Source organism: Microlunatus soli, assembly GCF_900105385.1.
GTDB lineage: Bacteria > Actinomycetota > Actinomycetes > Propionibacteriales > Propionibacteriaceae > Microlunatus > Microlunatus soli.
In genome coordinates, this window is the sequence record NZ_LT629772.1 from 230,839 (window position 1) to 256,021 (window position 25,183).

Genomic DNA, 25,183 nt, shown 5'->3' on the forward strand with positions numbered 1-25,183 from the left:
CGACCTGCAAGGATCGGCGTCATGCTCGATCACTTCGGAATCAACGTTGCTGACATGGCGACCGCCAGCGCCTTCTACGACAAGGTGCTCGGCGTGCTCGGTCACCGCCGGATCATGGACTTCGACGTCGCCATCGGCTACGGCACCACCGAGCCGGACTTCTGGATCTCCACCTTCGACGGAGTCGGAGCCAACCGCGAGATGCATGTCGCCTTCACCGCACCCGACGCCGCGACCGTACGGGCCTTCGGTGAAGCCGCCGAATCGCTGGGAGCGGAGATCCTGCACGCACCCCGGCTGTGGCCGGAGTATCACGAGCACTACTACGCCGTCTTCGTCCGCGACACCGAAGGAAACAACGTGGAAGCCGTCTGTCAAACGGCCGACGAGGGCGACTGAACCACCCAGCCCGCGCACCGTAGGCCCGGACGGAGAAGCCCGCCTGACCGGCAGCCGTAGCTGCCGAACAGGCGGGCGTTCTCATCGGTTCTCTGCGCTACCTCATTGGTTCTCTGCGCTGCCGGGGCGCGCCGGGCATGCTGTCCGGCACTGTCCAACCGTCCCCTGGACAGGCCCACTGTCAGGAGAGGGCGCGACCCAACCAGAGTCGGACGGCGTGGTACATCCGACTTGCCAGACCGCCGGATGTCCTACCGTCCGATCCGGTCATGCTGCGCGCTCACCCCCGGAGCGAACCTGACGGCCGTGGCCCCGCCGCTCTCGCGGCAGTTCCCATCGCCGTGCCACCGCTGGGGCGATCTCCGGCTCCGGAAGCGGGTGCTTCCGAGGCCGGCCACGCGGACGCTTCCGCGCGACGATCTCACCCTGGACGATCAGCTGTCCGCCCCACACGCCCCACGGCTCGCGCCGGTCCTGGGCGCTGGCGAGGCATGCTTCCTGGATCGGGCAGCTCATGCACAGCGACTTGGCGTACTCCACATCAGCAGGTTGCTCGGCGAAGAACACCTCCGGGTCCACGAGATGGCATGGCAACTCGCGGACAGACCCCTTGTTTCTTCCTGCGTCAAACATTTCGGCCAACTTCTCTTCTTTGAACGGCCCGGTTCGGCGTTGGATTACGCCGAGCAGCACCGCTCTCGTTCGGCCGGGAAACACGAAGGCCGTGAATCCCGGATTGCCTGGGGTTCACGGCCTTGAGTTGCCTTGGTGAGAGTGTCTCTACACCGGTGGACTCGGAGGTCTGGAACCCAGACTGATGACAAAGGCGCCCTTGCGGCTGATACCGGCACCCTGGCCATCGACGACGCCGCACGGCTTGCGCGAGTCGAGCAGCGCGACAGCGTCATAGGAGGTGATGGAGTTGTGGTTGTGCCCCTTGACGGCACCCGTAGCGGCCACCTGGACGGCCTTCGACGGATCCGACATGACCGAGCCCGACCCGATGGTCCGGCTCGGCTGGCTCGACTGGGCGGACGTGCCCACCATGACGGTCTGCTCCGACAGTGCGATGCCGGTCGGCGCAGCGGTGCGAACACCAGAAGCCACGATCGATTCGAGAGCACGCGGCAGTGACATCGTCAGCCGTGGGCGCGATGCGATTGCGATCGTGGTGGACCGCGTGAACGAGCTGCTGGTCAACGTCGCCATGTCACTGCCTCCTCTCGATTGATCAGCATCGTCAGTCTCCTGACTCGGTGTCCGAGTGATGATTTTCTGCACTCCGAATGAGGTGCATCCGAAACACTATGGTGTCTGGGGCGCCAGAGCAACCGAATTATCCCGATTGTGTGAGTTATTTTCTCAGGACCTGTATCCGGACCTATCGATGCCGACCCTGACGGCCGGAACGGCCGGTGTGCCGGCTGTCGTCGTGATCGGTCCCGGCGGTGTCGTCGTTGACGACCTCGAGGACGTCGGCTCCGTACTTGCTGATCTTGGTCGCACCGATCCCGGGGACCTTGATCAACTCCCGCGCGGTCCGCGGTCTGGCCTCGGCGATCGCGATCAAGGTGGCGTCGGTGAAGACGACATAGGCAGGCAGCCGCTCGGCCTCCGACCGGGATTTGCGCCAGGTCCGCAGCCGGTCCAGCGTCGGTTCGTCGTAGCTGGCCGGGCAATCGGTATGGCGGCCGAGCTTCCGTTCGGCGGCGTCGACCAGATGCCGACCACAGGAACGGCAGGTCGCCGCCAACACACTGGACCGATTCCGCCGTACGGGGCCGGGCCGGGAGGTGCCCGCTCCGGCACTGTCGCCGCGTAGACCGGACAGGAACCGGGAAGGACTGCGCTGACCGGAGCCGTTGCGGGTCCGGGCCCAGGACACCCGCAGGTGTTTGCGAGCCCGGGTGACGCCGACGTAGAACAGCCGGCGTTCTTCGGTGATCTGTTCCTCGGTGGTCGCCAGCACGAACGGCAACGACCCCTCACAGACTCCGACCACCGCCACACCGTCCCACTCCAGCCCCTTGGCCGAGTGCAGCGTGGACACGGTGACGCCGTTGGCCGACGGCACGTGCTGGGTCTCGGCGCGGCGCTGCAACTCCGCCACCACATCGGTCAGCGTGCAGCCGGGTCGGGTCCGGGTGAGATCCTCCGCCACCGCCACCAGGGCCGCCAGCGACTCCCATCGCTCCCGGACAGCGCCGGTGCCGGTCGGCGGCTGTTCGGTCCAGCCCAGACTGCCGAGCAGCATCTTCACCTGACCGGCGGCCGTCATCGCCGAGTCGTCGGCGTCCTCCGGCGCGTTGCGGACCTGGCTGCGCAGGGCGACCAGCGCCTGCCGCACCTCGGGCCGCTCGTAGAACCGCTCGCCGCCACGGACCAGGTAGGGAATGCCCCGCTCGGTCAACGCCTGCTCGAAGGCCGGCGACTGGGCGTTGATCCGGAACAACACCGCCAGCTCGCGATACTCCACGCCCGCCTGGTGCAACGATGCCAGCCAGTCCGCGACGTCGGCGGCCTCGGACGCCTCGTCGGCAGCCTCGGCGAACCGAGCTTCCGGGCCCGGCTCCCGCTGCGCCTCCAACCGGACTGCTCCGAGCTCGGAGATCTTGCCGCTCCCGGCGATCCGATTGGCGACTTTCACCACCTGTGGTGTGGACCGGTAGTCCCGAACCAACCGGACCACCGTGCTGCCGGGGTGCCGCTTGGCGAATCCGGTCAGGAAGGACGCCTGCGCACCGGCGAAGGTGTGGATGGTCTGCGCCGGGTCACCGACCACACAGATGTCCTGTGACTCACCCCGCCACAGATCCAGCAGGGTCTGCTGCAGCGGACTGACGTCCTGGTATTCGTCGACCACCAGATGCCGGTAGGTGCGCCGGATCTCGGCGGCCACCCGGTCGTGGTCGGAGATCATCGCCGCGGTGCAGAGCAGGATGTCCTCGAAATCGATCCGTTGCCGGTCCCGTTTGACCTCCTCATAGGCCGCGAACACGCGGGCCACGGTCTCGGCGTCGAACGAGGCCAGCTGACGGTCCTGTCGGCCGGCGACTCCGACATAACTGTCCGGAGTCACATTGCTGACCTTGGCCCAGCCGATCTCACCGGACAGGTCGCGCAGCGCAGCGGTCTCGGTGGAGACCCGGAGCCGGGACGCGGCCTCGGCGACCATTCCCCACCGGTTGTCGACCACCGGCGGCAGATCCGACCCGTACGCCTTCGGCCAGAAATACTGCGCCTGCCGCAAGGCGGCGGAGTGGAAGGTCCGGGCCTGCACGCCACGGACCCCGAGCTGCTGCAGCCGACCCCGCATCTCACCGGCGGCCCGGGTGGTGAAGGTGACGGCCAGCACCGACGTGGGGTTGTAGACACCCGCAGCGACGGCGTACGCGATCCGGTGCGTGATTGCCCGGGTCTTGCCGGTCCCGGCACCGGCGATCACCGCCACCGGGCCGCCGAAGGTGGTGGCCACCTCCCGCTGCTCGGGATCCAGCCGCTCGAGCAGTGCATCCACACTCAGAAGCGTGCCGGGAGCTGCTGATGACGTCACAGCACAGACCCTAGACCGCCGGGCCGACAGTTTGCGCCGGCCACCCACAGCCTGCCGTGCCACCCGGCCGGACGTGAGGCGGTGGAATAGTCGCGACCGCGATGCGGTTAGCTGGTGACATGAGCGCGTTCACCATGTACACCACACCCTGGTGTGGTTTCTGCTTCCGCCTCAAGGGTCAGCTGAAGCGGGAGAAGATCGACTTCGACGAGGTCAACATCGAGGCCCAGCCGGATGCGGCCGAGTTGGTCGCCAAGATCAACAACGGCAACCAGACGGTGCCCACTCTGGTCTTCAGCGACGGCTCCTCGATGACCAACCCGTCGGTGCGCGAGGTCACCGCCAAGCTCGCAACCCTGTGAGCTCGGCGGAACCTGTGACCTCGACAGAACCGTCGCCTCGGGTGAGCACCGACGACCGCCCGGTCATCCTGTTCGATCTGGACGGGACGGTGCTGGATTCGGCGCCCGGCATCGTCGCCGCCCAGCAGGCGGCGTTGCGCGACGTCGGCATCGAACCTCCGAGCGAAGAGGTGTTGCGCAGCGACCTCGGCCCGCCGCCGGCGGTCCTGTTCGCCAGGGTCGGTGTGCCGGCCGAGCGGATCGACGAGGCCGGTGCCGCCTACCGCCGGCACTACCTGTCCGAGGGGATCCAGAACGCCACCGTCTTCCCCGGGGTCCGCGAGGTGCTGGCCAGCTTGCAGCAACGCTTCCGGCTGGCGACCGCGACGATGAAATTGATCAGTACCGCAACGCCGTTCCTTGATCATCACCGACTGACCGAGTACTTCGAGGTGGTCGGCGGTGCCGCCGAGGGTGGCGCCGGTGACAAGTCGGTGATCATCGACGCCACCTGCACCGCGCTCGGTGATCCCGAACGGCACAAGATGATCATGGTCGGTGATCGCCACTCCGACATCAGCGGCGGTCGTGATCATGAGATGGCGACGATCGCCGTCACCTGGGGTTACGGCAGCCGCGACGAGCTCGTGGCATCCGGACCGGATCTGATCATCGACTCCCCCGATCAGCTCGAGCCCGCGATCGATCGACTGTTGGCCGACGCCGAGCCGCACTGAACCTCGGCATCGGACGGCCGTGGGTCACAGCGCGACGTACGGCAGTTCGGCTCCTTCGCGTGCGGTGTGCGCGGCCCAGTAATGCCGAGCGATCGTCTCGGGCTGGGTTTCGGGCCCGCCGGAGCCGATCCAGGCGAAGATCGGGACGTGGGCCACGTACACCCCGGTGTCCGCGGTTGCCTGGTGCAGCTTGAGCGCGTAGCTGCGCAGCGCGCCGCTGCCGATGCTGGTGGTGGCGAATTCGGCGGGCCCGGCGAGCGGATCCTTCGACGTACCGCCGGTGCTGTAGAGAATCGTTCCGCTGCCACGCTCGATCATCGCCGGCAACACCTGCTCGGTAGCCGCGATCCCGCCGTAGAGGTAGTAGTCGATCTGCGGCTGGATGTTGGCTCTGGTCGCCTCCAACGGCGACGGATTGTCCAACCCCGGAACGGGCGCGTGCGGAGCGGGTGAATACTCCAGGACGTCGACGGCTCCGAAACGCTTCGTGATCCGGCCGAAGGCGGCGGCGATCGAGGCCGGCTCCAAGACATCGGCGGCGAAGCCGGCAGCTTCGATCCCTGCCTCGTTCAGCTCAGCGGCGAGGGCGGCGAGCTTGGTCTCGGTGCGGGACAGCAGCGCCACGGAGTATCCGTTCGATCCGAAGGCCTTGGCGATCGATCGGCCGAGGCCGGATCCGGCGCCGACGATGGCAATGGTGGGCATGGTTGGGTTCCTTTCGGTGGTTCGCCCGTCGCGGGGTGGTCCCCGCGAGCTCGGGTGAGGCGTGGTTACTGTTGGTGCGGTAGAGGACGAGATTCGTTATGACGTTGGGAAGTCGAACCCGGAGGCGAGGAGATGGCGGCAGCGAGGACGGTCGGTGGTCCGTGCCAGGCATGGCCCGAGGACAGTGCCTTCATCCGCGAGGTGCTCGACCGGATCGGCGACAAATGGACCATGTTGATCATCAGTACGCTCGGTGCAGAAGCAGTGCGCTACTCCGACCTGCAGGCAAGCATCCCCGGGATCTCGCAACGGATGCTGACCCAGACGCTCAAACACCTCGAGCGCGACGGACTGCTCACCCGCACCGCCTACGCCGAGGTCCCTCCGCGGGTGGAGTACGAGCTGACCGATCTGGGTCGGTCGCTGCTGGACGCGGTGATGGCGATGGCGGGCTGGGCTGCCGCACACCACGCCGAGGTCGCCAGCAACCGGGCTGCCAGTGAGCTGACCGGGATCGGCCGGGCTCGGGTCCCGGTCAGTACGCCGACCGACTGAGCCGTCGCCCGGCCCCGTCCCTCCCGGTCCGCGTTGCCTGCTCATCTCCTGCCCCTTACCTCACGAGTAGTGCGTAACACCATCATGAGTCGGTAAAAGGGGCGCTACAAAAGGCACTTCGAAGTGCCTGAACGCCACAGTAGGCCGGCTGCCGGGCCCGCCACGGCTGATCGGCTGTGTACGCGCCCACCGGATTGTCGGCGACGACCTCTAGAGTGACCGACGCCATGGGACTTCTCCTTCATCGGGCCAGCCGCGCCGATCGGTTGGTCGCCGGACTCGGCGCGGTGCTGGCCACGCCGCCCGCGGACACGTTCGCGACCGAGATCGTCGCGGTGCCCACTCGCGGTGTCGAACGCTGGCTCGCCCAGTCGCTGTCCCATCTGCTCGGGACCGGGGCAGCCACCGACGGGGTCTGCGCCGGAATCGACTTCCCCTCCCCGGAGCGGCTGGTCGGCGATGCGGTGTCACCGATCACCGGCATCGAGCCCCGATCAGATCCCTGGCATCCACGACGCGCCGTCTGGGCGCTGCTGTCGGTGATCGACGCCGGCCGGCATCAGGAGTGGGCCGAGCCGCTGTGGCGCTATCTCGCCGATCGCGAGCCCGATCATGACCTCTCCCGAGCCGGGGCCGAGGACGAGATCGGGGAGGTGGAGGGCGCCGGCAGACGGTACGCGACGGCGTTCCATCTGGCCGAGTTGCTCGCCGGGTATGCCGGCGATCGGCCACAGATGATCATGCATTGGCTGGCCGGCCGGGACACCGACGGCGGCGGCCGACCGCTGCCGGCGACGATGGCCTGGCAGGCCGAACTGCTGCGCAGACTGCGGGTCGAGATCGGGGTGCCGGGACCTGCCGAACGGTTGCCGGAGGCCGCCGCCCAGTTGGCCGCCGACCCGTCCGCGTCGACACTGCCGGGACGGCTCTCGGTGTTCGGACCGACCCGGCTGTCGCATGCGACGCTGACGGTGCTGGCTGCGCTGGCCCACCATCGCGAGGTACATCTGTGGCTGCCGCACGCCTCCCCTGCGCTGTGGCAACAGGTGTCGGCCGCCATCGCCGATCGTCCCGCGATTCAGTCTCGCTCCGACGATCCGACCGCTGACCTGCCGCGGCATCGGCTGCTCGGCTACCTGGGCCGCGACGCCCGCGAGTTCCAGGTCGGCCTGTCCCGGTTGGACACCGAGATCCATGATCAACTCCTGGACGAGACCGACGAACGGGTGGACGATCCGGCGACGGCTCCGGCGGGCGGTCCCCTGTTGCGGCGCCTGCAGGACGATCTGGCTGCCGACCGCCCGTTGCGGACCGCCGACACGTCGGCACCGATCGCCGCCGACGACCACAGCATCGGCGTGCACGCCGCGCACGGGCCGGATCGGCAGGTGGAGGTGTTGCGGGAGTTGGTGCTCGGGCTGTTGGCCGACGACCCGACCCTGGAGCCACGCGACATCATGGTGATGTGCCCCGACATCGAGACCTTCGCCCCGCTGGTCTCGGCCGCGTTCGGCGCCCAGGCCGTCGATGCCGATACCGAACCCGACGGTCATCCCGGCCATCAGCTCCGGGTCCGGCTCGCCGACCGGTCGCTGCGTCAGCTCAATCCGTTGTTGCAGGTGCTGTCCCGGCTGTTCGACCTGGCCGAGTCGCGGATCGAGGCGTCGGCGATCGTCGACCTGTGCGGCACCGATCCGGTGGCGACGCAGTTCGATCTGCGAGCCGAGGATCTGCTCCGGCTGCGTGAGCTGGTCGCCCGGTCCGGTGTCCGGTGGGGATTGGACCCGCGGGACCGGCAGCGGTTCGCGATGGGTGACTTCGCGCAGAACACCTGGGCTGCCGGTCTGGACCGGATGCTGCTCGGGGTGGCGATGGACGAGGACGGCGAACACTTCATCGGCACCACGCTGCCGATGGACGATATCGACGCCGGCGACGTCGAGCTCGTCGGTCGGCTCGCCGAGGTGGTCGACCGGTTGAACACCGTGATCGCCTCGTTCGACCGCCGACAGTCGCTGCGGTCCTGGATCGACGCCTGCCGGACGGCCCTCGATCTACTCACCGCGGTCCCGTCCAACGACAACTGGCAGCTCGCCCAGGCCTACGGCGAGCTGACTCGGATCGGCGAGTCGGCGGCCGGCGATTCGACAGGCTCAGGACACCGCCGGGATGATCTGCTGCTGACCCGTCGGGAGGCGCGTGCGGTGCTCTCCGACCTCTTCGCGGGCCGGCCCAGCCGGGCCAACTTCCGGACCGGTACGTTGACCGTCGCGACGCTGATGCCGATGCGTTCAGTGCCGCATCGGGTGGTGTGTCTGCTCGGTCTGGACGACGGCGTGTTCCCGCGGGCCGGCCGGTTGGACGGTGACGATCTGCTCGCGGTCGACCCGTGGATCGGTGACCGGGACCGGCGCAGCGAGGACCGGCAGCTGCTGCTGGACGCGATCATGTCGGCGACCGAGCATCTGATGATCATCTACTCCGGCGCCGATCCGCGGACCAATGCCGATCGGCCGCCATCGGTGCCCCTCGGAGAGTTGCTCGACGTGTTGGATCAGACCGCGACCGCTGCCGACGGCGGGCCGGTGCGGAGCCAGATCCTGCACCGGCATCCGTTGCAGCCGTTCGATGTCGCCAACTTCGTGACCGCCGACGGCCGACCGCCGGGTAGCTTCGACACCGCCGGGCTGGCTGCGGCACGGGCGACGCTGCAACCTCGTACGGAGCCGACTCCGGTCTACTCCCCCGAGCCGCTGCCGGCCTACCAACTGCCGGCCCTGTTGCCGGTGGAGGAACTGGTCCGCTTCTTCCGGCACCCCGTGCAACGCTTCCTGCGGACCCGAGCCGGGATCGGTCTCTACACCGAGGAGGACCCGACCACCGACGAGATGCCGGTGCAACCGGACGGTCTGCAGGGCTGGGCGATCGGCGACCGGATGCTGCGAGCCCATCTGGCAGGTGTTTCGATCTCTCATCTGGCGACGGCCGAACGACTGCGCGGTGAGGTGCCGCCGAAGGAGTTCGGTGGACGATTCCTGCGACCGATCACCGACAACGTCGCCGAGATCGCCGACCGGGCCCGTCCCGAGTTGTCAGGCGCCCGGCACAACGTCGACATCAACGCCGAGCTGACGCTGCCACCGCCCGGTTCCACCGACGCGGACGAAACGGCGGACCGGACCGTCTCGGTGGTCGGCACCGTGGCCGGGGTGTACGGGGATCGGCTGGTCACGGTGCACTATTCCCGGCTCGGACCCAAGCAGCGGCTGCAGTCCTGGATCCAGCTGCTGGCGATGACCGCCACCGAGCCCGGACCGTGGCAGGCGATCACCATCGGACGCGGCAACCGGTGGTCCCCGGGCACCTCCCGGCTCGGCCCGGTTCCAGCCGACTTCGCCCGCGAGGCGTTGGCCGATCTGGTCGACATCTATCGGGCCGGGATGACCTCGCCACTCCCGCTGCTGCCGCTGGCCGCAGCGGAGTACGCGACCCTGATCGGCTCCGGCAAACGGTCACCCGAGCTGCTCCGCGGCCGGGTTGCCCAGCAGGTCCAATTCGATCTTGACGACACCTACCGTGCGGTCTTCGGTACCGACTTCAGCTTCGAGAAGTTGATCAAGATCCCCGCCCGGCCCGGTGACGCCCGGGAGGGACTGAGTGCACCCAGCCGGTTCGGGGCCCTGGCCCGTCGGGTCTGGCATCCCCTGTTGAATGCGGAGGAGCTGGCGTGACCGCCTTCGACGTCTGCGGCGAGCTGCCGACCGGGACCACGGTGCTGGAGGCGAGCGCCGGCACCGGAAAGACCTACACGATCGCAGCCCTGGCCGCTCGCTACATCGCCGACGGCATCGTCGAGCTGCCGGAGCTGATGGTGATCACCTTCGGGCGGATGGCGACCAACGAGCTGCGGATGCGGGTCCGCGAGCGCCTGGTCGCCGTCGAACGCGCGCTCACCGAGTGCCTGGCCGAGGGCGATGATCAACAACGCGCCCCGGATCGTGATCATGACGATGTCACGAGACTGCTGATCACCGGGACGCCGTCGGTGCTGGCGGCTCGGCATCGTCGGGTCCGGGCAGCGCTGGCCGAGTTCGACGCGGCCACGATCGCCACCACGCATGAGTTCTGTCAAACCATGCTGGACGAGCTCGGCGTACTCGGTGATCATGAACCGGACGCGACCTTCACCGATTCGTTGACCGATCTGACCGCCGAGGTCGCGACCGACTGCTATCTGCAACGCTTCGCCGGGGACAGCACGCCTCCTCCGTTCGACTTCGCCGAAGCGATCCGGATCGCCACCGACGTGATCGGCGACGAGACGGTCCCGCTGGTTCCTCGACCGGTCGGTGAAGTGGGCCGGACCGACGCCGATCAGCGGTACGCCTTCGCCACCGACGTCCGTGAGCAGTTGCGTGTCCGCAAGGCGCGTCGTCGGCTGTACAGCTACTCCGACATGCTGACCCGGCTGCGGGACACGCTGGTCGACCCGGTCCGCGGCGGACCGGCAGCGGACCGGCTGCGGGAACGCTACGCGGTGGTTCTGGTCGACGAGTTCCAGGACACCGACCCGGTCCAGTGGGAGATCCTGCGGACCGCGTTCGCCGGGCATGCCACGCTGATCCTGATCGGCGATCCCAAGCAGGCGATCTATGCCTTCCGCGGTGCGGACGTGTATTCCTACCTGGATGCCGTCACCGAGGCCGGCCAGCTCGGCACCCTGAATGTCAACTGGCGAAGCGATTCCGTGCTCGTCGCAGCGCTGGACCAGCTGATGGGCGGCGTTGCGCTCGGTGATCAACGCATCACCGTCGGCGGGGTCACCGCGCACCATCAGCAGCGCCGGTTGTTGCCGTCCCAAGATCAACTCGACGACTGCCCGGCCACCTCCGACGGCGGGCCCGGTCGGCTGGCGCCGGTCCGCATCCGGTTCCAGCCGCACGAGCCGGAGTCCGAGCAGCTCCCCCGGGTCGGCAATCTGCGGCGCACCATCACCGCCGATCTGGTTGCCGACATCGCCGAACTGCTGGCGGCTCGCCCGCTGCTCACCATCGGCGAACGGCGACCGGTCCGGCCGGGTGACATCGCGGTGCTGGTCCGCCGCAATGACCGGGCCGAGGAGATCCGGACGGCGTTGACCGGCGCCGGCATCCCGGCGGTCGTGCTGGGCGTCAGCAGTGTCTATGCCAGCGACACCGCATCCGAATGGCTGACCTTGTTGACCGCTCTGGAGCAACCGCGCCAGTCCCAGGTGCGGGCGGTCGCGCTGACCGCGTTCGTCGGCTGGACGATGCCCGAACTGGCCACCGCCGACGAGGACGCGGTGATCGAGCTGTCGGCGCGGATCCGGCGCTGGAGCCGGCTGCTCACCCACCGCGGCGTGGCAGCGTTGATCGAGGCCATCACCACCGAGACCGATCTTGGTCGGCGGATGTTGGCGTCGATCGGCGGCGAACGGCGGCTGACCGACATCCGGCACATCGGTCAGAGCCTGCACGCCACCATGACCTCGGGCCAGCTCGGGGTCGGTGCCCTGATCGACTGGCTGCGGCAGCGGATCGACGAAGCGCAGAACACCAGCCTGGACGACCGCAGCCGCCGACTGGAGACCGATGCCGAGGCGGTCCAGATCCTCACCGTGCACCGCAGCAAGGGGCTGCAGTTTCCGATCGTCTATCTCCCCGAAGCCTGGGATCGCTTCGTCCGCCGTGAGGACGACGGTCGGCTGCTCCGGCTGCACGACGATCGAACCGGTGAACTGGTCCTCGACGTCGGTGGACTCGGCGGCGCCGGTCGGCGGGAGCGACTGGCCGGCTACCGGGCCGAGGACGGCGGCGAGGACCTCCGGCTGGCCTACGTCGCCTTCACCCGGGCGCAGACCCAGGTGGTGACGTGGTGGATGCCGTCGCTGAACACCGCCGGCTCGGCCCTGCAACGCTTCCTGTTCCGGTCCCGTGCCGCGGAGTCGGCCGAACCGGCCGACCGCTACGAGGTGACCAGCGATCCCGGCCTGCTGCCGCACGATGCCGCCCTGTTCTCGATTGAGCAGATCATGCCGCGGCCGGTCGCGGAGTGGCAGGCCGGGCCGCAGCTCCCCCGGCGACTGGAGAGCCGACGATTCGATCGCGAGCTCGACCAGGACTGGCGGCGGACCTCCTACTCGGCGTTGACGGCGGCCGCCCACGGAAGCGAGGCCGCGGCCGCAGGCGCCGGAGCCGGGGTGAGCAGCGAGGCCGAACCGACCAAGGAGGACGACGAGACGGCGGTGAGCGAGTCGCTGTCCGAACTGGCAACCCCGATCGCCGAATCGTCCTCGACGGTCGAAGCCCCCGTCCCGGCCGCTGGTGAGCTGGTGTCGCCGATGGACGCGTTGCCGATGGGCGCGGCGTTCGGCACCGTGGTGCACGCGATCTTCGAGCAGGTCGATCCGCAGGCCGATGACCTCGGCACCCAACTGCGGACCCTGGCCGGCGAGGAGTTGTCCCGACTGCCGGCCGGACCGATGACGGCACCGGCGTTGGCCGACGGCATCGAGCCGGCGTTGCTGACCCCGCTGGGTCCGCTCGCCGACGACCGCAGGCTGGCCGACATCCCGGTCTCCGACCGGCTTGCCGAGCTCACCTTCGAGCTGCCCCTCGCCGGGGGTGACCAGCCACGCGGCAACGTCCGGCTGGGCGACGTCGGACCGTTGCTGGACAAACACCTGGACAGCACCGACCACCTCGCGCCCTATCCGGCGATGCTGGCCGATCCGATGCTGGCCGATCAACCACTGCGTGGCTACCTGACGGGCAGCATCGACGCCGTACTACGGGTCGGCGATGATCAACCGCGCTATCTGGTGGTCGACTACAAGACCAACTGGCTCGGCGAATTCGATCGGCGTCCGCTGCTGGTGTCGGCCTACGCTCCGTCCCGGCTGCCGGAGGCGATGATGCGTGCGCACTATCCGCTGCAGGCGCTGCTGTATGCGGTTGCCCTGCATCGCTATCTGCGCTGGCGGCAGCCCGGCTACGACCCGGAGCAGCATCTGGGTGGGATGCTGTATCTGTTCGTCCGCGGGATGGCCGGCCCGGACACACCACGCGAGGGCGGCGTGCCGTGCGGCGTCTTCTCCTGGCGGCCGCCGTCGGCGTTGATCACCGAACTGTCCGATCTGCTGGACGGAGTTGAGCGACCGTGACGATGACCGACCCCGATCCTGGCACCGACTACGCGCCGGACACCGCGCATCGGGTTGCCGGACTGCTGGGTGAGTTCAATCGGGCGGGCGTGCTCGGGGTGGCCGACGTGCACACGGCGCGGGCGATCGGCCGGATCGCTCATGACGACCGCGAGCAGGTCCAGCTGGCGGTCGCCCTGACGGTCCGTGCGCTGCGGGCCGGGTCGGTCTGTATCGACCTGCACACCGTCGCCGACGCTGTGTTCGCCGACACCGCTGCCGACGACGCCGATCAACAGGTGGATGTGTCGAGCCTGGACTGGCCCGAACCGCGGGCCTGGCTCGACGCCTGCTCGGACAGTCCGATGGTCGCCGCCGCCGGTGAACCGGACGGCAAGCCGCTGCGGCTGACCGACGGACTTCTCTACCTCGAACGCTACTGGCGGCAGGAGGAGACGGTCCGCAGCCAGCTGCAACGGCGAGCCGCAGCGGTGCCGCCGAGGGTCGACACCGACCGGCTCCGTGCCGGGTTGGCGCGGATCTTCGATTCCGCGGGATTGGCCCCGGGTGAACCGGATCTGCAGCGCCGAGCGGCGGCGATCAGCGTGCTGCGCTGGGTGAGCGTGTTGGCCGGTGGGCCCGGCACCGGCAAGACCACAACGGTGGCCAAGCTGCTGGCACTGCTGCAGGATCAGCACGACCCGGGCCAGGGGCGGCCGCTGCGGATCGCGCTGGCTGCGCCGACCGGCAAGGCGGCGGCCAGGTTGGAGGAGGCGGTCCGGGCCGCGACCGCGCAGCTGCCCGCGCAGGACCGGCAGCGGATCGGCGATCTCACGGCATCGACACTGCACCGACTGCTGGGCTGGGTGCCGCAGAGCCGGAGCCGGTTCGTACACCACGGCCGCAACCATCTGCCGTACGACGTGGTGGTCGTGGACGAGATGTCGATGGTGTCGCTGACCCTGATGGCGCGCTTGACCGATGCGTTGCGGCCCGATGCCCGCCTGGTGTTGGTCGGCGATCCCGATCAGCTGTCCTCGGTCGAGGCCGGTGCGGTGCTGGCCGACATCGCCGGGGCCGAGACCGCGCCGGATCAGGAGCTGGCCACGGCACTCGCCGAGGTCCTGGACGAGCCGCCGGAGTCGGGCCAGCCGGCCCGTCCGGTCGTCCGCCTGCAGCACACCTGGCGGTTCGGCGGAGCGATCGACCAGCTGGCGCGCGCGATCCGAGCCTCGGATCCGGACCGGGTGATGGAGATCCTGCGGTCGGGCGATCCCGCGCTGTGGTTCGCCGAGCCGATCGCCGACCCGACGGTGGCCGGCGACGCCGCGATCGATGCGACATCCCTGCACCAGTTGCGATCGGAGGTGGTCGGCTCGGCGCGACAGATGCGGGACAGCGCCGAGATCGGCGACGTCTCCGGTGCGCTGGCGGCACTCGATCAACATCGGCTGCTGTGTGCGCACCGGCGCGGGCCGTACGGCGTCAGTCGCTGGAGCCGGGAGATTCTGCGCTGGCTCGGTGACGCCATTCCGGGTTATGCCACGGCCGGCGAGTGGTATCCGGGTCGGCCGCTGTTGATCACCGCCAACGACTACGAGCTGTCGCTGTACAACGGCGACACCGGTGTCGTGGTGCAGACGCCACGCGGAGTCCGGGCAGCCTTCGCCCGTGGCGGTGAGCCGACGATGATCGCCCCGGTCCGGCTGGATGCCGTCCAATCGGTGCACGCCATGACGGTGCACCGCGCCCAGGGCAGCCAGTTCCGGACTGTTTCGTTCATCGTGCCACCGGCCGACTCGCCGCTGCTCACCCGGGAGTTGTTGTACACCGCCGTGACCCGGGCGACCGAGCGAGTGCTGGTGGTCGGGACCGAGCAAGCGATCCGGCGCGCTACGCTGCGACCGGCGAATCGAGCCAGCGGCCTGCGGACCAGGCTCTGACGGCCGACCCGAGGGAGAGTCTTGATCAACGACAGATCGCTACTGACCGTTGCCGGTCGCGAGGCACGACCGTTCCGGACCCGGGTGACGGCGTCCTTCGCGGCGATCGGCGGGCTGCACCTGATCGGCCTGGGTCTGCTGGCGACCAGCCTGCTGCCGGGGCAGCCGCACGTGGTGACGGTGTCGCTGGCCGTGCTGGCCTATCTGCGCGGGCTGTTGCATTCCTTCGACTTCGACCACATCTCGATGATCGACAACTCCACCCGCAAATTCATCGCCGAGGGCCGTCGGCCGGCATCGGTCGGCTTGGCGTTCTCCGCCGGTCACTCGACCGTGGTGATCCTGACCGGCTTCGCTCTCGTGCTGGGCATCGGCGTGGTCCAGCACGCCTTGGACGGCGAATCCCGAACGGCCCAGGTGCTCGGCATCATCGGTCTCTCGGTGTCCGGCTGCTACCTGCTGTTGGTGGCGATCTCCAACCTGGCTGCCTTCCTGACCGCCTTGCGGTTGCGTCGCCAGCTGCTCCGCGACCCCGATCTTGAGGTGCCGCCGGAGGCGCTGACACCGCGCGGCCCGGCGGCCCGGATCATGACCGCTCCGCTGCGGCGGGTGCGTCATCCGCATCACATCTACGGCATCGGCTTCCTGTTCTCTCTCGGCTTCGACACCTCGAGCCAGATCGGCCTGCTGATGCTCACCGGTGCCGCCGGTCTGAGCGGCGCGGCACCGTTGGCCACGCTGTCACTGCCGTTCCTGTTCGCTGCGGCGATGACCTTGGGCGACACCTCCAACGGCCTGATGATGCTCAAGATGTACGAAACCGCAGCCAACAACCCGGCGCGCAAGATCAACTTCAACCTGCTGATCACCGGCATCAGCATCTGCTCGGCGCTGCTGGTCGGCGTGATCGCGATCTCCAGCATCCTCTCCGACGTCGCCGGACTGCATTTCTCGCCGATCAACGCGATCGCCTCGATCGACACCGGCAACGCCGGCTTCGTGCTGGCTGCCGGCTTCGCCGTGATCGGCATCGTCGCTGCCCTGCTCTGGCGCCGCACCCGCGCCGCGCGCTGATCACCGTCTCGATGATCGCCGACCCCGGAGTGGGCTCCCGTCGGACCGGCCCGATGGAGTGGCCGCCGAAGCAGACCCGACGCGCGCGAACGAGTTCGCCCCGCCGGGCATCGGCGGCGAGAACCACGGCCATCGATCTTGGTAGGTTCGGCCCGTGACCGTCCACCGCCTCGTTCTCTGGGACATCGACCACACCCTCGTTGACCTCGCCGGAATCGGCAGATCCTGGTACGAATCGGCGTTGCGCGCGATGGATGTCGAACTGCACACCCATCCGGTCTACGCCGGCCGGACCGAACGGGCGATCAGTACCGACGCTCTGCTCGCGCACGGTATCGAGCCGTCCGAGGACAACATTCGAACGCTGTGGACCTATCTGATCCAACTGTCGGAAGGTTCCCGCGACAGTCTGGCCGACGTCGGTCGGGCGCTCGACGGCTCCGCCACCATCATCGCCGAGCTGGACCGACTCGGTGTGGCGCAAACCGTCGTCACGGGCAACCTTCCGGAGATCTCCCGCCACAAGCTGATCGCGTTCGGTCTCGAACAGCATCTCGACCTGGAGATCGGCGGCTACGGCACCATCTCCGACGATCGGTCGGCGCTGGTGACTCATGCGATCAACGCGGCCTCGGCCAAGTACGGCATGTTCACACCGGATCAGGTCGTAGTCGTCGGGGACACCCCGAACGATGTGCGTGCGGCAACGGAGAATGGCGCGGTCGCAGTTGCGGTGGCAACCGGGCACTACGGCGTCGAGGAACTCACAGCAGCCGGAGCAACCGTCGTGCTCGCCGACCTGGCCGACCTGGACGCCGCGCGCAACGCGATTCTGCAGTGATCGACGAAGACCGGTCTCCGACGCCGACCTGGTCAACGCCACGCTCCGGGGCCGCCGCCACCTGCTCGGTGACGTCCGCCGGCATTCCCCGACCGGAACGGCATCGGACACCTCCGCACAGGCTCCGCATCCGCACCGCCCCACGCGCACTGCCTCGAGTGCGATCAGAGGTCGGGAGTTACTGGTCAGCTTGCTGCGACTTGGGGCGCGGCGGCATGCCAGGTCGTCTGGGCGAAGGATCCAGATCCGAGATCGAAACTGCCGGCCTGATTGACCAGAATGACTCTGCCGTGAGGCGCCCGAAACACGTGTGTTCCGGGCGACGGTTGTCGACGCCGCCAGAAGCCGTGGGTCGTGACGTTGTGTTCGCCGCGGCCCTTGGGACCGAGATTGTCCTCCCGGGTCTGACCTGGGAACCCCGGCACATACGGGATGCTGTGATCAAGATCAACATACCGTCCGGTGACACCGGAGAACGGAAAGATGCTGCCCGGAAACTTCAGCAGCATCCGCTCCCGCATCGCCTTCGGGATCTCAGAGGAATCCACCGGTGTCAGATCAGCCGCAAGATCAACAACCGGCTTGACCGTGACATCGCAGCCCCGGAGCCAGTCGGCAACCAGGCTGGACACGATCGGGCCGACGTCCTCGACCCGCGCCACGCCGAGACCGTTCTCCAAGGTCTCCCGGGCGATGTGCACATACAACGTGGCATTGGGCCGAAGCTTTGCGGGATCGATCTGTCCGATCGCCTTGATCGCCAACTCGGCAAGTCGCCGATCCTGCTCGATGCGCGGGAACCGGGACGGCCCGACCGGCACATCATCGCCGGTGTCGTCGTAATCCGGCTCAGCAGGACGGCCTTGCCCCGGTTCCCGCACGGTGCCCATTCCGCGGCAAGAGCCCGGCCGTCCGAGCGGGCCACTCTTGGCCCGGCGTGGCCGACCATCTTCGGCAGCCCAGCCAACTGCTGGTCAGCACGCCGATGAAGACGATGCAGATCATGGATCACGTCCCAGTCGTCGGCATTGAAGTCCACTGCCGGTTTGCGGATCTGACGGTCGGCAGCACGCACCAGGATTCCGGCCTGCCGATCAGCCTGTGGCGGGATCCCCGCGCCGGCGGCGGAGAGTTCGCGGGGAACCCGCACCGATGCCGCGACCTCGACCGGTCACCACGGCATTCGGTCCGCTCACGGTGATGAGTGCGCCGAACCGGTCTCGTCGTTCGTACCGCTGTCGATCATGACTCCATGATCACAGCTGCGGGACGTCGGCCAGGATGCGTTCCAGTTCGGCGCGATCGGCCAGTCGCGACGGTCGGATGATCGTGTCATCGGGCACCGAGTAGAAGATCGCGTCGACCTGTTCGGGATCGACGTCGGAGAGCTCGGCCCAGGCGACCCGATAGATCGCCAACTGCAACGGGTCGTGACTCTCGCCGCGGGCGGTCTTCCAGTCGACGATCTGGTAGCTGCCGGTACCGGTCCGATAGACGGCATCGATCCGGCCGCGGATCACCCGACCGCCGAGCACCAGGGTGAATGGAGCTTCCAGCGCCATCGGCTGGGAGTTGCCGAACTGACCGTCGGCGAATCGTTCGCACAGTTCCCGGAATTCCGCCTCGTCGCCGATGCCGAGGTCGGCCCGATCGGTGAGCTCGTCCGGATCCACCAACTGTGCGGCGGCTCCGGCCAACCGGCGTTCGATCCACTGATGGAAGCGGGTCCCGAACCGTTGCCGCCGGGACGGTCGGCGCGGCATCGGCCGGGCCAGATCGGTCGCGAACGCCTCACCGTCGGCCCGCAACTTCATCAATTCGGTCGCGGTCAACGACTCCGGCAATGCCACCAATCCGGCGCCACGCCGCGAAGCCAGACTCTCCTCCAGCAGTCGACGGATGTCGGCGTCCCACACCGCGACGGTCTCCTCGTCGTCCAACAGCAGCGGTTCCTCGCTGCCCGCCGGCGGCTCGTACGACCCGTCGGCGGCCCGCCGTTGCTGTGCCGCGCGGACCAGTTCGGCGGCATGGCGACGACGGTCCAGGGCTTCGGGGTCCAACGGCCGCGGCCACGGTACGGCCGGAGCCTGTGCATCGTGCGGGTTGACGTCCCCGGCCGGCGGTGCCTGCGGCGCGAAACGATCTTGCCGCCCGGCCTCGGCGATGATCGTCTGCAGGTAGCTCGACGGTTGTCGTGCCTTGACCAGTTCTGGTCGCCAGTTGTGACCGGTCCCGATCAGCACCCGCCGGGAGCGCGTCGCGGCCACGTAGGCCAGCCGGTCCTCGGCCCGCAACTGCTGATCCTTCAACCGCTGCTTGTAGTCGGCGATCGCCGGGCCGGCCGCCTCGCTCAGCTGCGGGATCGACCCGGCGTCGCCGCGCAGATCGGCGGGCAGCACCCCGGCACTGATCACCCAGTTGTCGGAGACCCGGTCACTGGGGAAGGTGCCCTTCATCAGGGCCGGCAGGAACACCACATCCCACTCCAGGCCCTTGGCCTTGTGCATGGTCAGCAGCTTCACCGACTCCCGGTCGGTCGGCACCGCCTGCTCCAGACCGGTGCCGTACTCGCTCTCGGCCCGCAGATAGCTCAACAGCCCGGACAGCGACGCCTGCCCGTCGACGTCGGCGTAGTCGGCGACCGCATCGGTGAAGGCGCCGAGTTGATCACGCCGCTGGGTCCGTCCGAAGTCCGGGGTGGCCAGCAGTTCCACGTCCAGCCCGAGCACCGCGATCACCCGTCGGCACAGATCGAGCAGCGGTTCGTCGGCGTGCCGGCGCAGGTAGCCGAGCTCGGCGGCCAGTTGGGCGAAGCGCCGCCGGGTCTCCTCGCCGAATTCCTCCCCCGGATCCTCGACCGCGTCCAGCAGGCTGATCACCTCGGTCGGATCAAGATCACCGACGGCCTGTTCCAAGGCCCCGAGCAGACCGCCGACCCCGCCGTCGGCGTCGACATCGTCGTCGGGCTGCTCGTCCGGATCGCCGAACGGCAGCGGGTCCTGTTGCGCCAGCTCCCGGGCTCGTCGGCCGAGCTGGGCCAAGTCGCGTGGGCTGATGTTCCAGCGTGGGCCGCCGAGCAGCCTGATCAGGTCGGGGTTGGCCGTCACGTCGTCGATCAGCCGCAGCGTGGAGACCACGTCACTCACCTCGGGCAGACTGAGCAGGCCGCCGAGACCGACGATCTCGGTCGGCACGTCCCGGCCGACCAGCTCGGCGTAGAGCGGTCCGATGTCGGCGTTGCGGCGGGTCAGAATGGCGATCTCGGACCACCGGTCCACGGTCTGGCTCTGCCGCGCTGCGACCACCTGGTCGGCGATCCAGTTCACTTCCTCGCCCCAGGTCTGGAAGGTGGCCGCGCGCACCTCACCGGGACCGGCCTCGGGCGGCGCGTGCAGCAGTCCCAGACCCTCGGCGGTCCCGTCCGCGGGCTGCAGCGAATCGTCGGCACGCAACGACTCCGACAGGGTGTTGGCGACGTCCAGGATGGTCTGGCCGCTGCGTCGGTTGACCGTCAGCGCGAAGCGTCGGCTGTCCCGGCCGTCCACCCGCGGGAAGGACGAGGCGAATTCGAGGATGTTGCTGGCCGCGGCACCCCGCCAGCCGTAGATCGCCTGGAACGGGTCGCCGACGGCGGTCACCGGGTGGCCGCGGCCGGACTTCTCCTCCGGCCCGGAGAACAGTCCGGCCAGCATGATCGCCTGTGCTGCCGAGGTGTCCTGGTATTCGTCCAGCAGAACAACCTTGAACTCCTCCCGCAACGCCGACGACACCTCCGGCACCTCGGTCGCCAGCCGGGCCGCGACCGCCATCTGGTCGGCGAACTCGACGACCTCGAGTCGCTGTTTGAGGGCCTGATAGTCCTCCACCAGGCTGGCCAGTTCGAGGCGTTCGTCGATCGCAGCGAGTGCTCGCTTGACGTCGGCGTACACGTTGCCGCGGTTGTTCACCGGCGCCGCCTGGAAGGCCAGCCGCCAGCGTCGGGCATGCGGGTCGAGCGCGGCGGTCGGCACCAGATGCTGCTGCAGGTCGGCGTCCAGTCCGAGCACCCGCTCGGTCACCGTCTGCGGTCGGAGCCGGGACAACTGCTCGAACGGACCGGCCGCGGCTTCGACCACCCGGGACGCCAGCCGGAACCGGGCGGCCCCGCTGATCATGGAGCTCTCCGACTCGACGCCGAGTCGCAGCCCCTGCTCGGCGACCAGCCGGGCTGCGAACGCGTCGTAGGTCATGATCAGCTGTTCGCCGGCCTCGTCGACGCCCTGTTCGTCGATCACCTCGGCCTTCAGCAACGCCGACCTGACCCGGGCAGACAGCTCGGCGGCCGCCTTTCGGGTGAAGGTCAGCCCGAGCACCTCCTCGGGCCGGACGGCTCCGGTGCCGACGAGCCAGACCACCCGGGCGGCCATCACCGTCGTCTTACCGGATCCGGCACCGGCGATGATCACGCCCGGTTCGAGCGGTGCGGTGATCGCGGTCAGCTGCTGCAGCGAGAACTGGATGCCGAGGGCGTCGATCAGGTCGTCGGTGGAGGTGAGTCGACGGGCGCCGGTGGACGAGGGCTTGGTGGACTGCTCGGTCACGACACCACCTGCCGGCCGTCGGACTGGGCGGGGCAACTACTGCGGAACGGGCAGTACCGGCAGGCCGGGCCCACCTGGGCGTGGAACTCCTCGGACCGGACGATCCGAGCCGCGTCGGCCAGCCGTTGGTGCACCCAGGTCGGATGTTCGGGCGGACCGTCACCCTCCGGGGCGACCGGATACGGGACGTCATGCAGCGAGGCCTGTTCGAACACCTTCGGCAGCGGACCCTTGCCCTCCGGCAGCCGGAGGTAGACCAGTTCGGCGCCGCCGGGCTCGGCATCCGGGCCGGTCACCTCGGCGAACGCGCCCTCGGCCACGGCCAATTGGTACACACCGAGCTGATCCTGGACGGCGATGTCGGCGGCGGTCGGTGGTCGGCGACCGGTCTTGAAGTCGACGATCCGGATCCGGCCGAGACCGTCCCGTTCGACCCGGTCGGCGGTGCCGGTGAGCCGGACCCGTTCACTGCCCAGGGTCACGGTGCAGGAGAACGGGACCTCGGTGCCCAGCAGTTCTCGGTCCGAGCGGGCCGACTGCCACAGGGCGAAGCGTTCGAGTGCCGATTCGGCCTCGATCCGTTCGGTTGCCGAGAGCCAATTGGCGTCGAAGTCGAGTTGGTCCCAGATCGAGTCCAGATGGCCGGCGATAGTGTCGGCGTCCAACTCCTGGGTGGCGCCGTACTCGGCGAGCACGTGCACCACCGAACCGAAGGAGGCGGCCGTTCCCCGCACCGATTCGCCGTGCGCCTTGCGGGACAGGAACCACTGCCGGGGACACCCCAGCAGGGAGGCCAATTGGCTGCCGGACAGCTGCACCGGCGCCTTCGCCGACTGGACGGGAACCAGTGCTTCGCTCTGCCCACGCATGCCCCACCAACGCCCCGGCCGGGCCGCGGCGGCCAGCGGTCGTTGATGATCATCTTCGGCGTCGGCCAGGATCGCCAGCCGAGCCGCGGCTGCGGACTGCAGCCGCGGCGGAGTCTGCGGATCGACCCCCACCCGGCGCAGGTCGCCGATCAACGCGGTCAGCGACAGCGGCCGCCGCGGACGGCCGGCCAGCCGGCGGACCTGGACGCCGAGCTCGGAGACGAACCGCGAGGGTTGATCATTTTCGCCGTCGGTTCCTTCCACCGCGGTCACCACCAACCGCCTCGACGCCCGGGTGCAGGCGACGTAGAACAGTCGGCGTTCCTCGGCGATCCGGGCCGCCGGCGGGGCCGAATCGGCCAGCCCGTGGCGGCTCAACCGGTCTGCTTCCAGTAGCGAGCCACGGCGCCGGACGTCGGGCCAGCTGCCCTCCTGGACCGAGGCGACGACCACCAGCGGCCACTGCAGACCCTTGGCCCGGTGTGCGGTGAGGACCCGGACGGCGGCACCGCGGACGGCGGCCTCGTTGCGGGTGTCGGCGGGGATCTGTTGGGCCTCCACCTCGGCCAGGAATCCGGTGACGCCGCGCAGCCCGGAGATCTCCTCGGAGCGACCGGCGACGTCGAACAGCGCCAGGACGGCGTCGAGATCACGATTGGCCCGTTGGCCGGTGTCCCCGCCGACCCGGGCATCGGCCCGCAGCCGATCCGGCCAGTCGGTACCGGTCCACAGGCTCCACAGCGCCTCCTCGGCGGTGGCCCCGCCGGTGATCTCCGCGGCGACATCGGTCAACAGTCCGGCCAGCCGTCGGGCGGCATCGACCTCGGCGACCTCGGGCAGGTCGTCCAGCCGGGTCGGATCGGCGAGGGCGTCCCGGATCAACTCCGGGGACCGGCGTGGCAGCCCGGTGTCGCCGAGCTCGGCGCGTTCGGCCTGCCGCAGCATCCGGCCGAGCCGGCGGATCGCCATGCTGTCCAGACCGCCCAGCGGCGAGCTCAGCAGCAGTTGGGCCTCCTCGACCTGCAGCGGGCTCACCGCGGCGGCCACCCGCAGCGCCAGCAGCAGCGGCCGGGTGGCGAGCTCGGCGGCCAGCGGGATCTCGTCACCGGCAACTTCGACCGGCACCCCGGCAGCAGTGAGTGCCCGGGTCAGGCCGGGGATCCGCTGCCGCCCGTGTCGGACCAGGACCGCCATCTGCGACCAGTCCAGGCCGTCGTGCAGATGGGCGCGGCGCAGCAGATCGGCGATCTGCTCGGCCTCCGCGCCGGCGGTCACGCAGGTGTAGGCCTCGACGGCACCGCGGGGCAGGTCGTCGGCCGACGTCGGCCGACGAAAGGCCTGCAGCACGGTCGGGGTCAGCGCGCGTTGGATGCCGAGCCGATCGGCCAGTCCGCGGGTGGCCGCCTGCAGGGCGACACCGCTGCGGTGGTTGGTCGGCAGCGCGATCACCGGAGCCGGCTCACCGCCGACGCCGAACCGTCCGGGGAAGTCCAGGATGCCGCGAGCCTCGGCGCCCCGGAAGCCGAAGATCGACTGGTCCGGATCACCGAAGGCGATCACCTCGCGACCGTCGCCGGCCAGCGCATGCAGAAGCCGGACCTGGGCCGGATCGGTGTCTTGGAACTCGTCGATCAGCACACAGCCGATCTCCTGCCGCAGGGTGGCCAGGATGTCGGGATCGGTCAGCAGGATCCGGCAGCGGTGCACCAGCTCGGCGTAGTCGATCACCTCCTCGGCGTCCAGGACGTCCAGGTATTCGTCGAAGAACTCTCCGATGCTGATCCATTCCGGCCGGCCGGCGGCCTGCCCTGCCTCCACCAGATCCTCGGGGTCCATCCCGAGCTGGCGGGCCTTGGCCAACACCGCCCGCACCTCGGCGGCGAAGCCGCGGGTGCCGAAGGCTCGGGTCACCGACTCCGGCCATCGCACCTTGCCCGATTCGAGACTGCCCTGCAGCACCTCCCGGACCCGGAACTCCTGCTCGGGGCCGGTCAACAGCCGGAGTCCGACCCGATCGGTGGAGCCCTCCACGGCGACGAACCGGCGGATCAGCGCAAAACAGAAGGCGTGCACCGTCATCGCCCGCGGGCTGGTCACCGAGCGGCCGAGCCGGGAGGCGATCCGGTTGCGCAGGTCGGCGGCGGCCCGGCGGGAGAAGGTCAGCGCCAGGACTTTTTCGGCGCCCAGACCGCGCTCGGAGATCCGGTGGACGGCTGTCTCCACCAGGGTGGTGGTCTTGCCCGTGCCGGGGCCCGCCAGCACCAGCAGCGGGCCGCCGGGGTGGTCGACGACCTGCTGTTGGGCGGGATCCAGCGCGGTGAAACCGGTGGCCGCGCCGTACGCCGAGGACGCTCGGCGGACCAGCGCGTAGCTCCCGGCGGTGCTGTCGGGTCGCTGATCCTGCGGCAGGTCCGAGCGCGTCAC

The 25,183-nt window shown here is 69.1% G+C and carries 16 protein-coding genes; 10 read left to right on the top strand and 6 right to left on the bottom strand.

What is annotated here, in order from left to right:
- The first annotated feature begins 21 nt into the window (after window positions 1-21).
- Window positions 22-399: a VOC family protein gene (locus BLU38_RS01015; RefSeq protein WP_091518466.1), complete on the top strand. Its 378-nt coding sequence runs from the start codon at window positions 22-24 to the stop codon at window positions 397-399.
- 267 nt (window positions 400-666) lie between these two features.
- Here the strand turns inward: BLU38_RS01015 and BLU38_RS01020 are convergent, their stop codons facing one another.
- Window positions 667-1,032: a WhiB family transcriptional regulator gene (locus BLU38_RS01020; protein WP_091531572.1), complete on the bottom strand. Its 366-nt coding sequence runs from the start codon at window positions 1,030-1,032 to the stop codon at window positions 667-669.
- A 352-nt stretch (window positions 1,033-1,384) separates the two neighbouring features.
- On the opposite strand from BLU38_RS01020, the gene BLU38_RS01030 reads away from it, so the two are divergent.
- The gene (locus tag BLU38_RS01030; RefSeq protein ID WP_091518472.1) at window positions 1,385-1,630 is read left to right on the top strand and encodes a hypothetical protein; all 246 of its coding nucleotides are present in this window, start codon (window positions 1,385-1,387) and stop codon (window positions 1,628-1,630) included.
- A 150-nt stretch (window positions 1,631-1,780) separates the two neighbouring features.
- Here the strand turns inward: BLU38_RS01030 and BLU38_RS01035 are convergent, their stop codons facing one another.
- Window positions 1,781-3,922 (bottom strand): ATP-dependent DNA helicase UvrD2, encoded by a 2,142-nt coding sequence (locus tag BLU38_RS01035; RefSeq protein ID WP_231920456.1) that lies wholly within the window; start codon window positions 3,920-3,922, stop codon window positions 1,781-1,783.
- A gap of 149 nt (window positions 3,923-4,071) precedes the next feature.
- On the opposite strand from BLU38_RS01035, the gene BLU38_RS01040 reads away from it, so the two are divergent.
- Window positions 4,072-4,314 (top strand): mycoredoxin, encoded by a 243-nt coding sequence (locus BLU38_RS01040; RefSeq protein ID WP_091518475.1) that lies wholly within the window; start codon window positions 4,072-4,074, stop codon window positions 4,312-4,314.
- A 41-nt stretch (window positions 4,315-4,355) separates the two neighbouring features.
- Window positions 4,356-5,030 (top strand): HAD hydrolase-like protein, encoded by a 675-nt coding sequence (locus BLU38_RS01045; protein ID WP_157683126.1) that lies wholly within the window; start codon window positions 4,356-4,358, stop codon window positions 5,028-5,030.
- Between the two features lie 24 nt (window positions 5,031-5,054).
- Here the strand turns inward: BLU38_RS01045 and BLU38_RS01050 are convergent, their stop codons facing one another.
- Window positions 5,055-5,735, bottom strand: coding sequence for an SDR family NAD(P)-dependent oxidoreductase (locus BLU38_RS01050; protein WP_091518484.1), 681 nt, complete (start codon window positions 5,733-5,735; stop codon window positions 5,055-5,057).
- 132 nt (window positions 5,736-5,867) lie between these two features.
- On the opposite strand from BLU38_RS01050, the gene BLU38_RS01055 reads away from it, so the two are divergent.
- The 6 genes from BLU38_RS01055 to BLU38_RS01080 all read left to right on the top strand — a co-directional run bounded on the left by BLU38_RS01055 (window position 5,868) and on the right by BLU38_RS01080 (window position 17,310).
- Window positions 5,868-6,290, top strand: a complete 423-nt coding sequence (locus BLU38_RS01055; protein ID WP_091518488.1) for a winged helix-turn-helix transcriptional regulator — start codon at window positions 5,868-5,870, stop codon at window positions 6,288-6,290.
- Window positions 6,291-6,517: 227 nt separating this feature from the next.
- Window positions 6,518-10,021 (top strand): exodeoxyribonuclease V subunit gamma, encoded by a 3,504-nt coding sequence (recC, locus tag BLU38_RS01060; RefSeq protein ID WP_091518493.1) that lies wholly within the window; start codon window positions 6,518-6,520, stop codon window positions 10,019-10,021.
- Window positions 10,018-13,473: a UvrD-helicase domain-containing protein gene (locus BLU38_RS01065; RefSeq protein ID WP_091518497.1), complete on the top strand. Its 3,456-nt coding sequence runs from the start codon at window positions 10,018-10,020 to the stop codon at window positions 13,471-13,473. The genes recC and BLU38_RS01065 overlap by 4 nt, the downstream gene beginning before the upstream one ends.
- 2 nt (window positions 13,474-13,475) lie before the next feature.
- Window positions 13,476-15,395 (top strand): exodeoxyribonuclease V subunit alpha, encoded by a 1,920-nt coding sequence (gene recD, locus BLU38_RS01070; protein WP_091518501.1) that lies wholly within the window; start codon window positions 13,476-13,478, stop codon window positions 15,393-15,395.
- Window positions 15,396-15,416: 21 nt separating this feature from the next.
- Window positions 15,417-16,469 (top strand): HoxN/HupN/NixA family nickel/cobalt transporter, encoded by a 1,053-nt coding sequence (locus BLU38_RS01075; RefSeq protein WP_091518505.1) that lies wholly within the window; start codon window positions 15,417-15,419, stop codon window positions 16,467-16,469.
- A gap of 154 nt (window positions 16,470-16,623) precedes the next feature.
- Window positions 16,624-17,310, top strand: a complete 687-nt coding sequence (locus BLU38_RS01080; protein WP_091518509.1) for an HAD family hydrolase — start codon at window positions 16,624-16,626, stop codon at window positions 17,308-17,310.
- A gap of 185 nt (window positions 17,311-17,495) precedes the next feature.
- On the opposite strand, the gene BLU38_RS01085 is transcribed toward BLU38_RS01080, so the two are convergent.
- The 3 genes from BLU38_RS01085 to BLU38_RS01100 form a co-directional block, all read right to left on the bottom strand.
- The gene (locus BLU38_RS01085) at window positions 17,496-18,191 is read right to left on the bottom strand and encodes a hypothetical protein (RefSeq protein ID WP_157683127.1); all 696 of its coding nucleotides are present in this window, start codon (window positions 18,189-18,191) and stop codon (window positions 17,496-17,498) included.
- A 375-nt stretch (window positions 18,192-18,566) separates the two neighbouring features.
- The gene (locus BLU38_RS01095) at window positions 18,567-21,890 is read right to left on the bottom strand and encodes an ATP-dependent DNA helicase (protein ID WP_091518522.1); all 3,324 of its coding nucleotides are present in this window, start codon (window positions 21,888-21,890) and stop codon (window positions 18,567-18,569) included.
- On the bottom strand, window positions 21,887-25,183 hold the full coding sequence (locus BLU38_RS01100) for an ATP-dependent helicase (protein ID WP_231920124.1): 3,297 nt from the start codon (window positions 25,181-25,183) through the stop codon (window positions 21,887-21,889). The genes BLU38_RS01095 and BLU38_RS01100 overlap by 4 nt, the downstream gene beginning before the upstream one ends.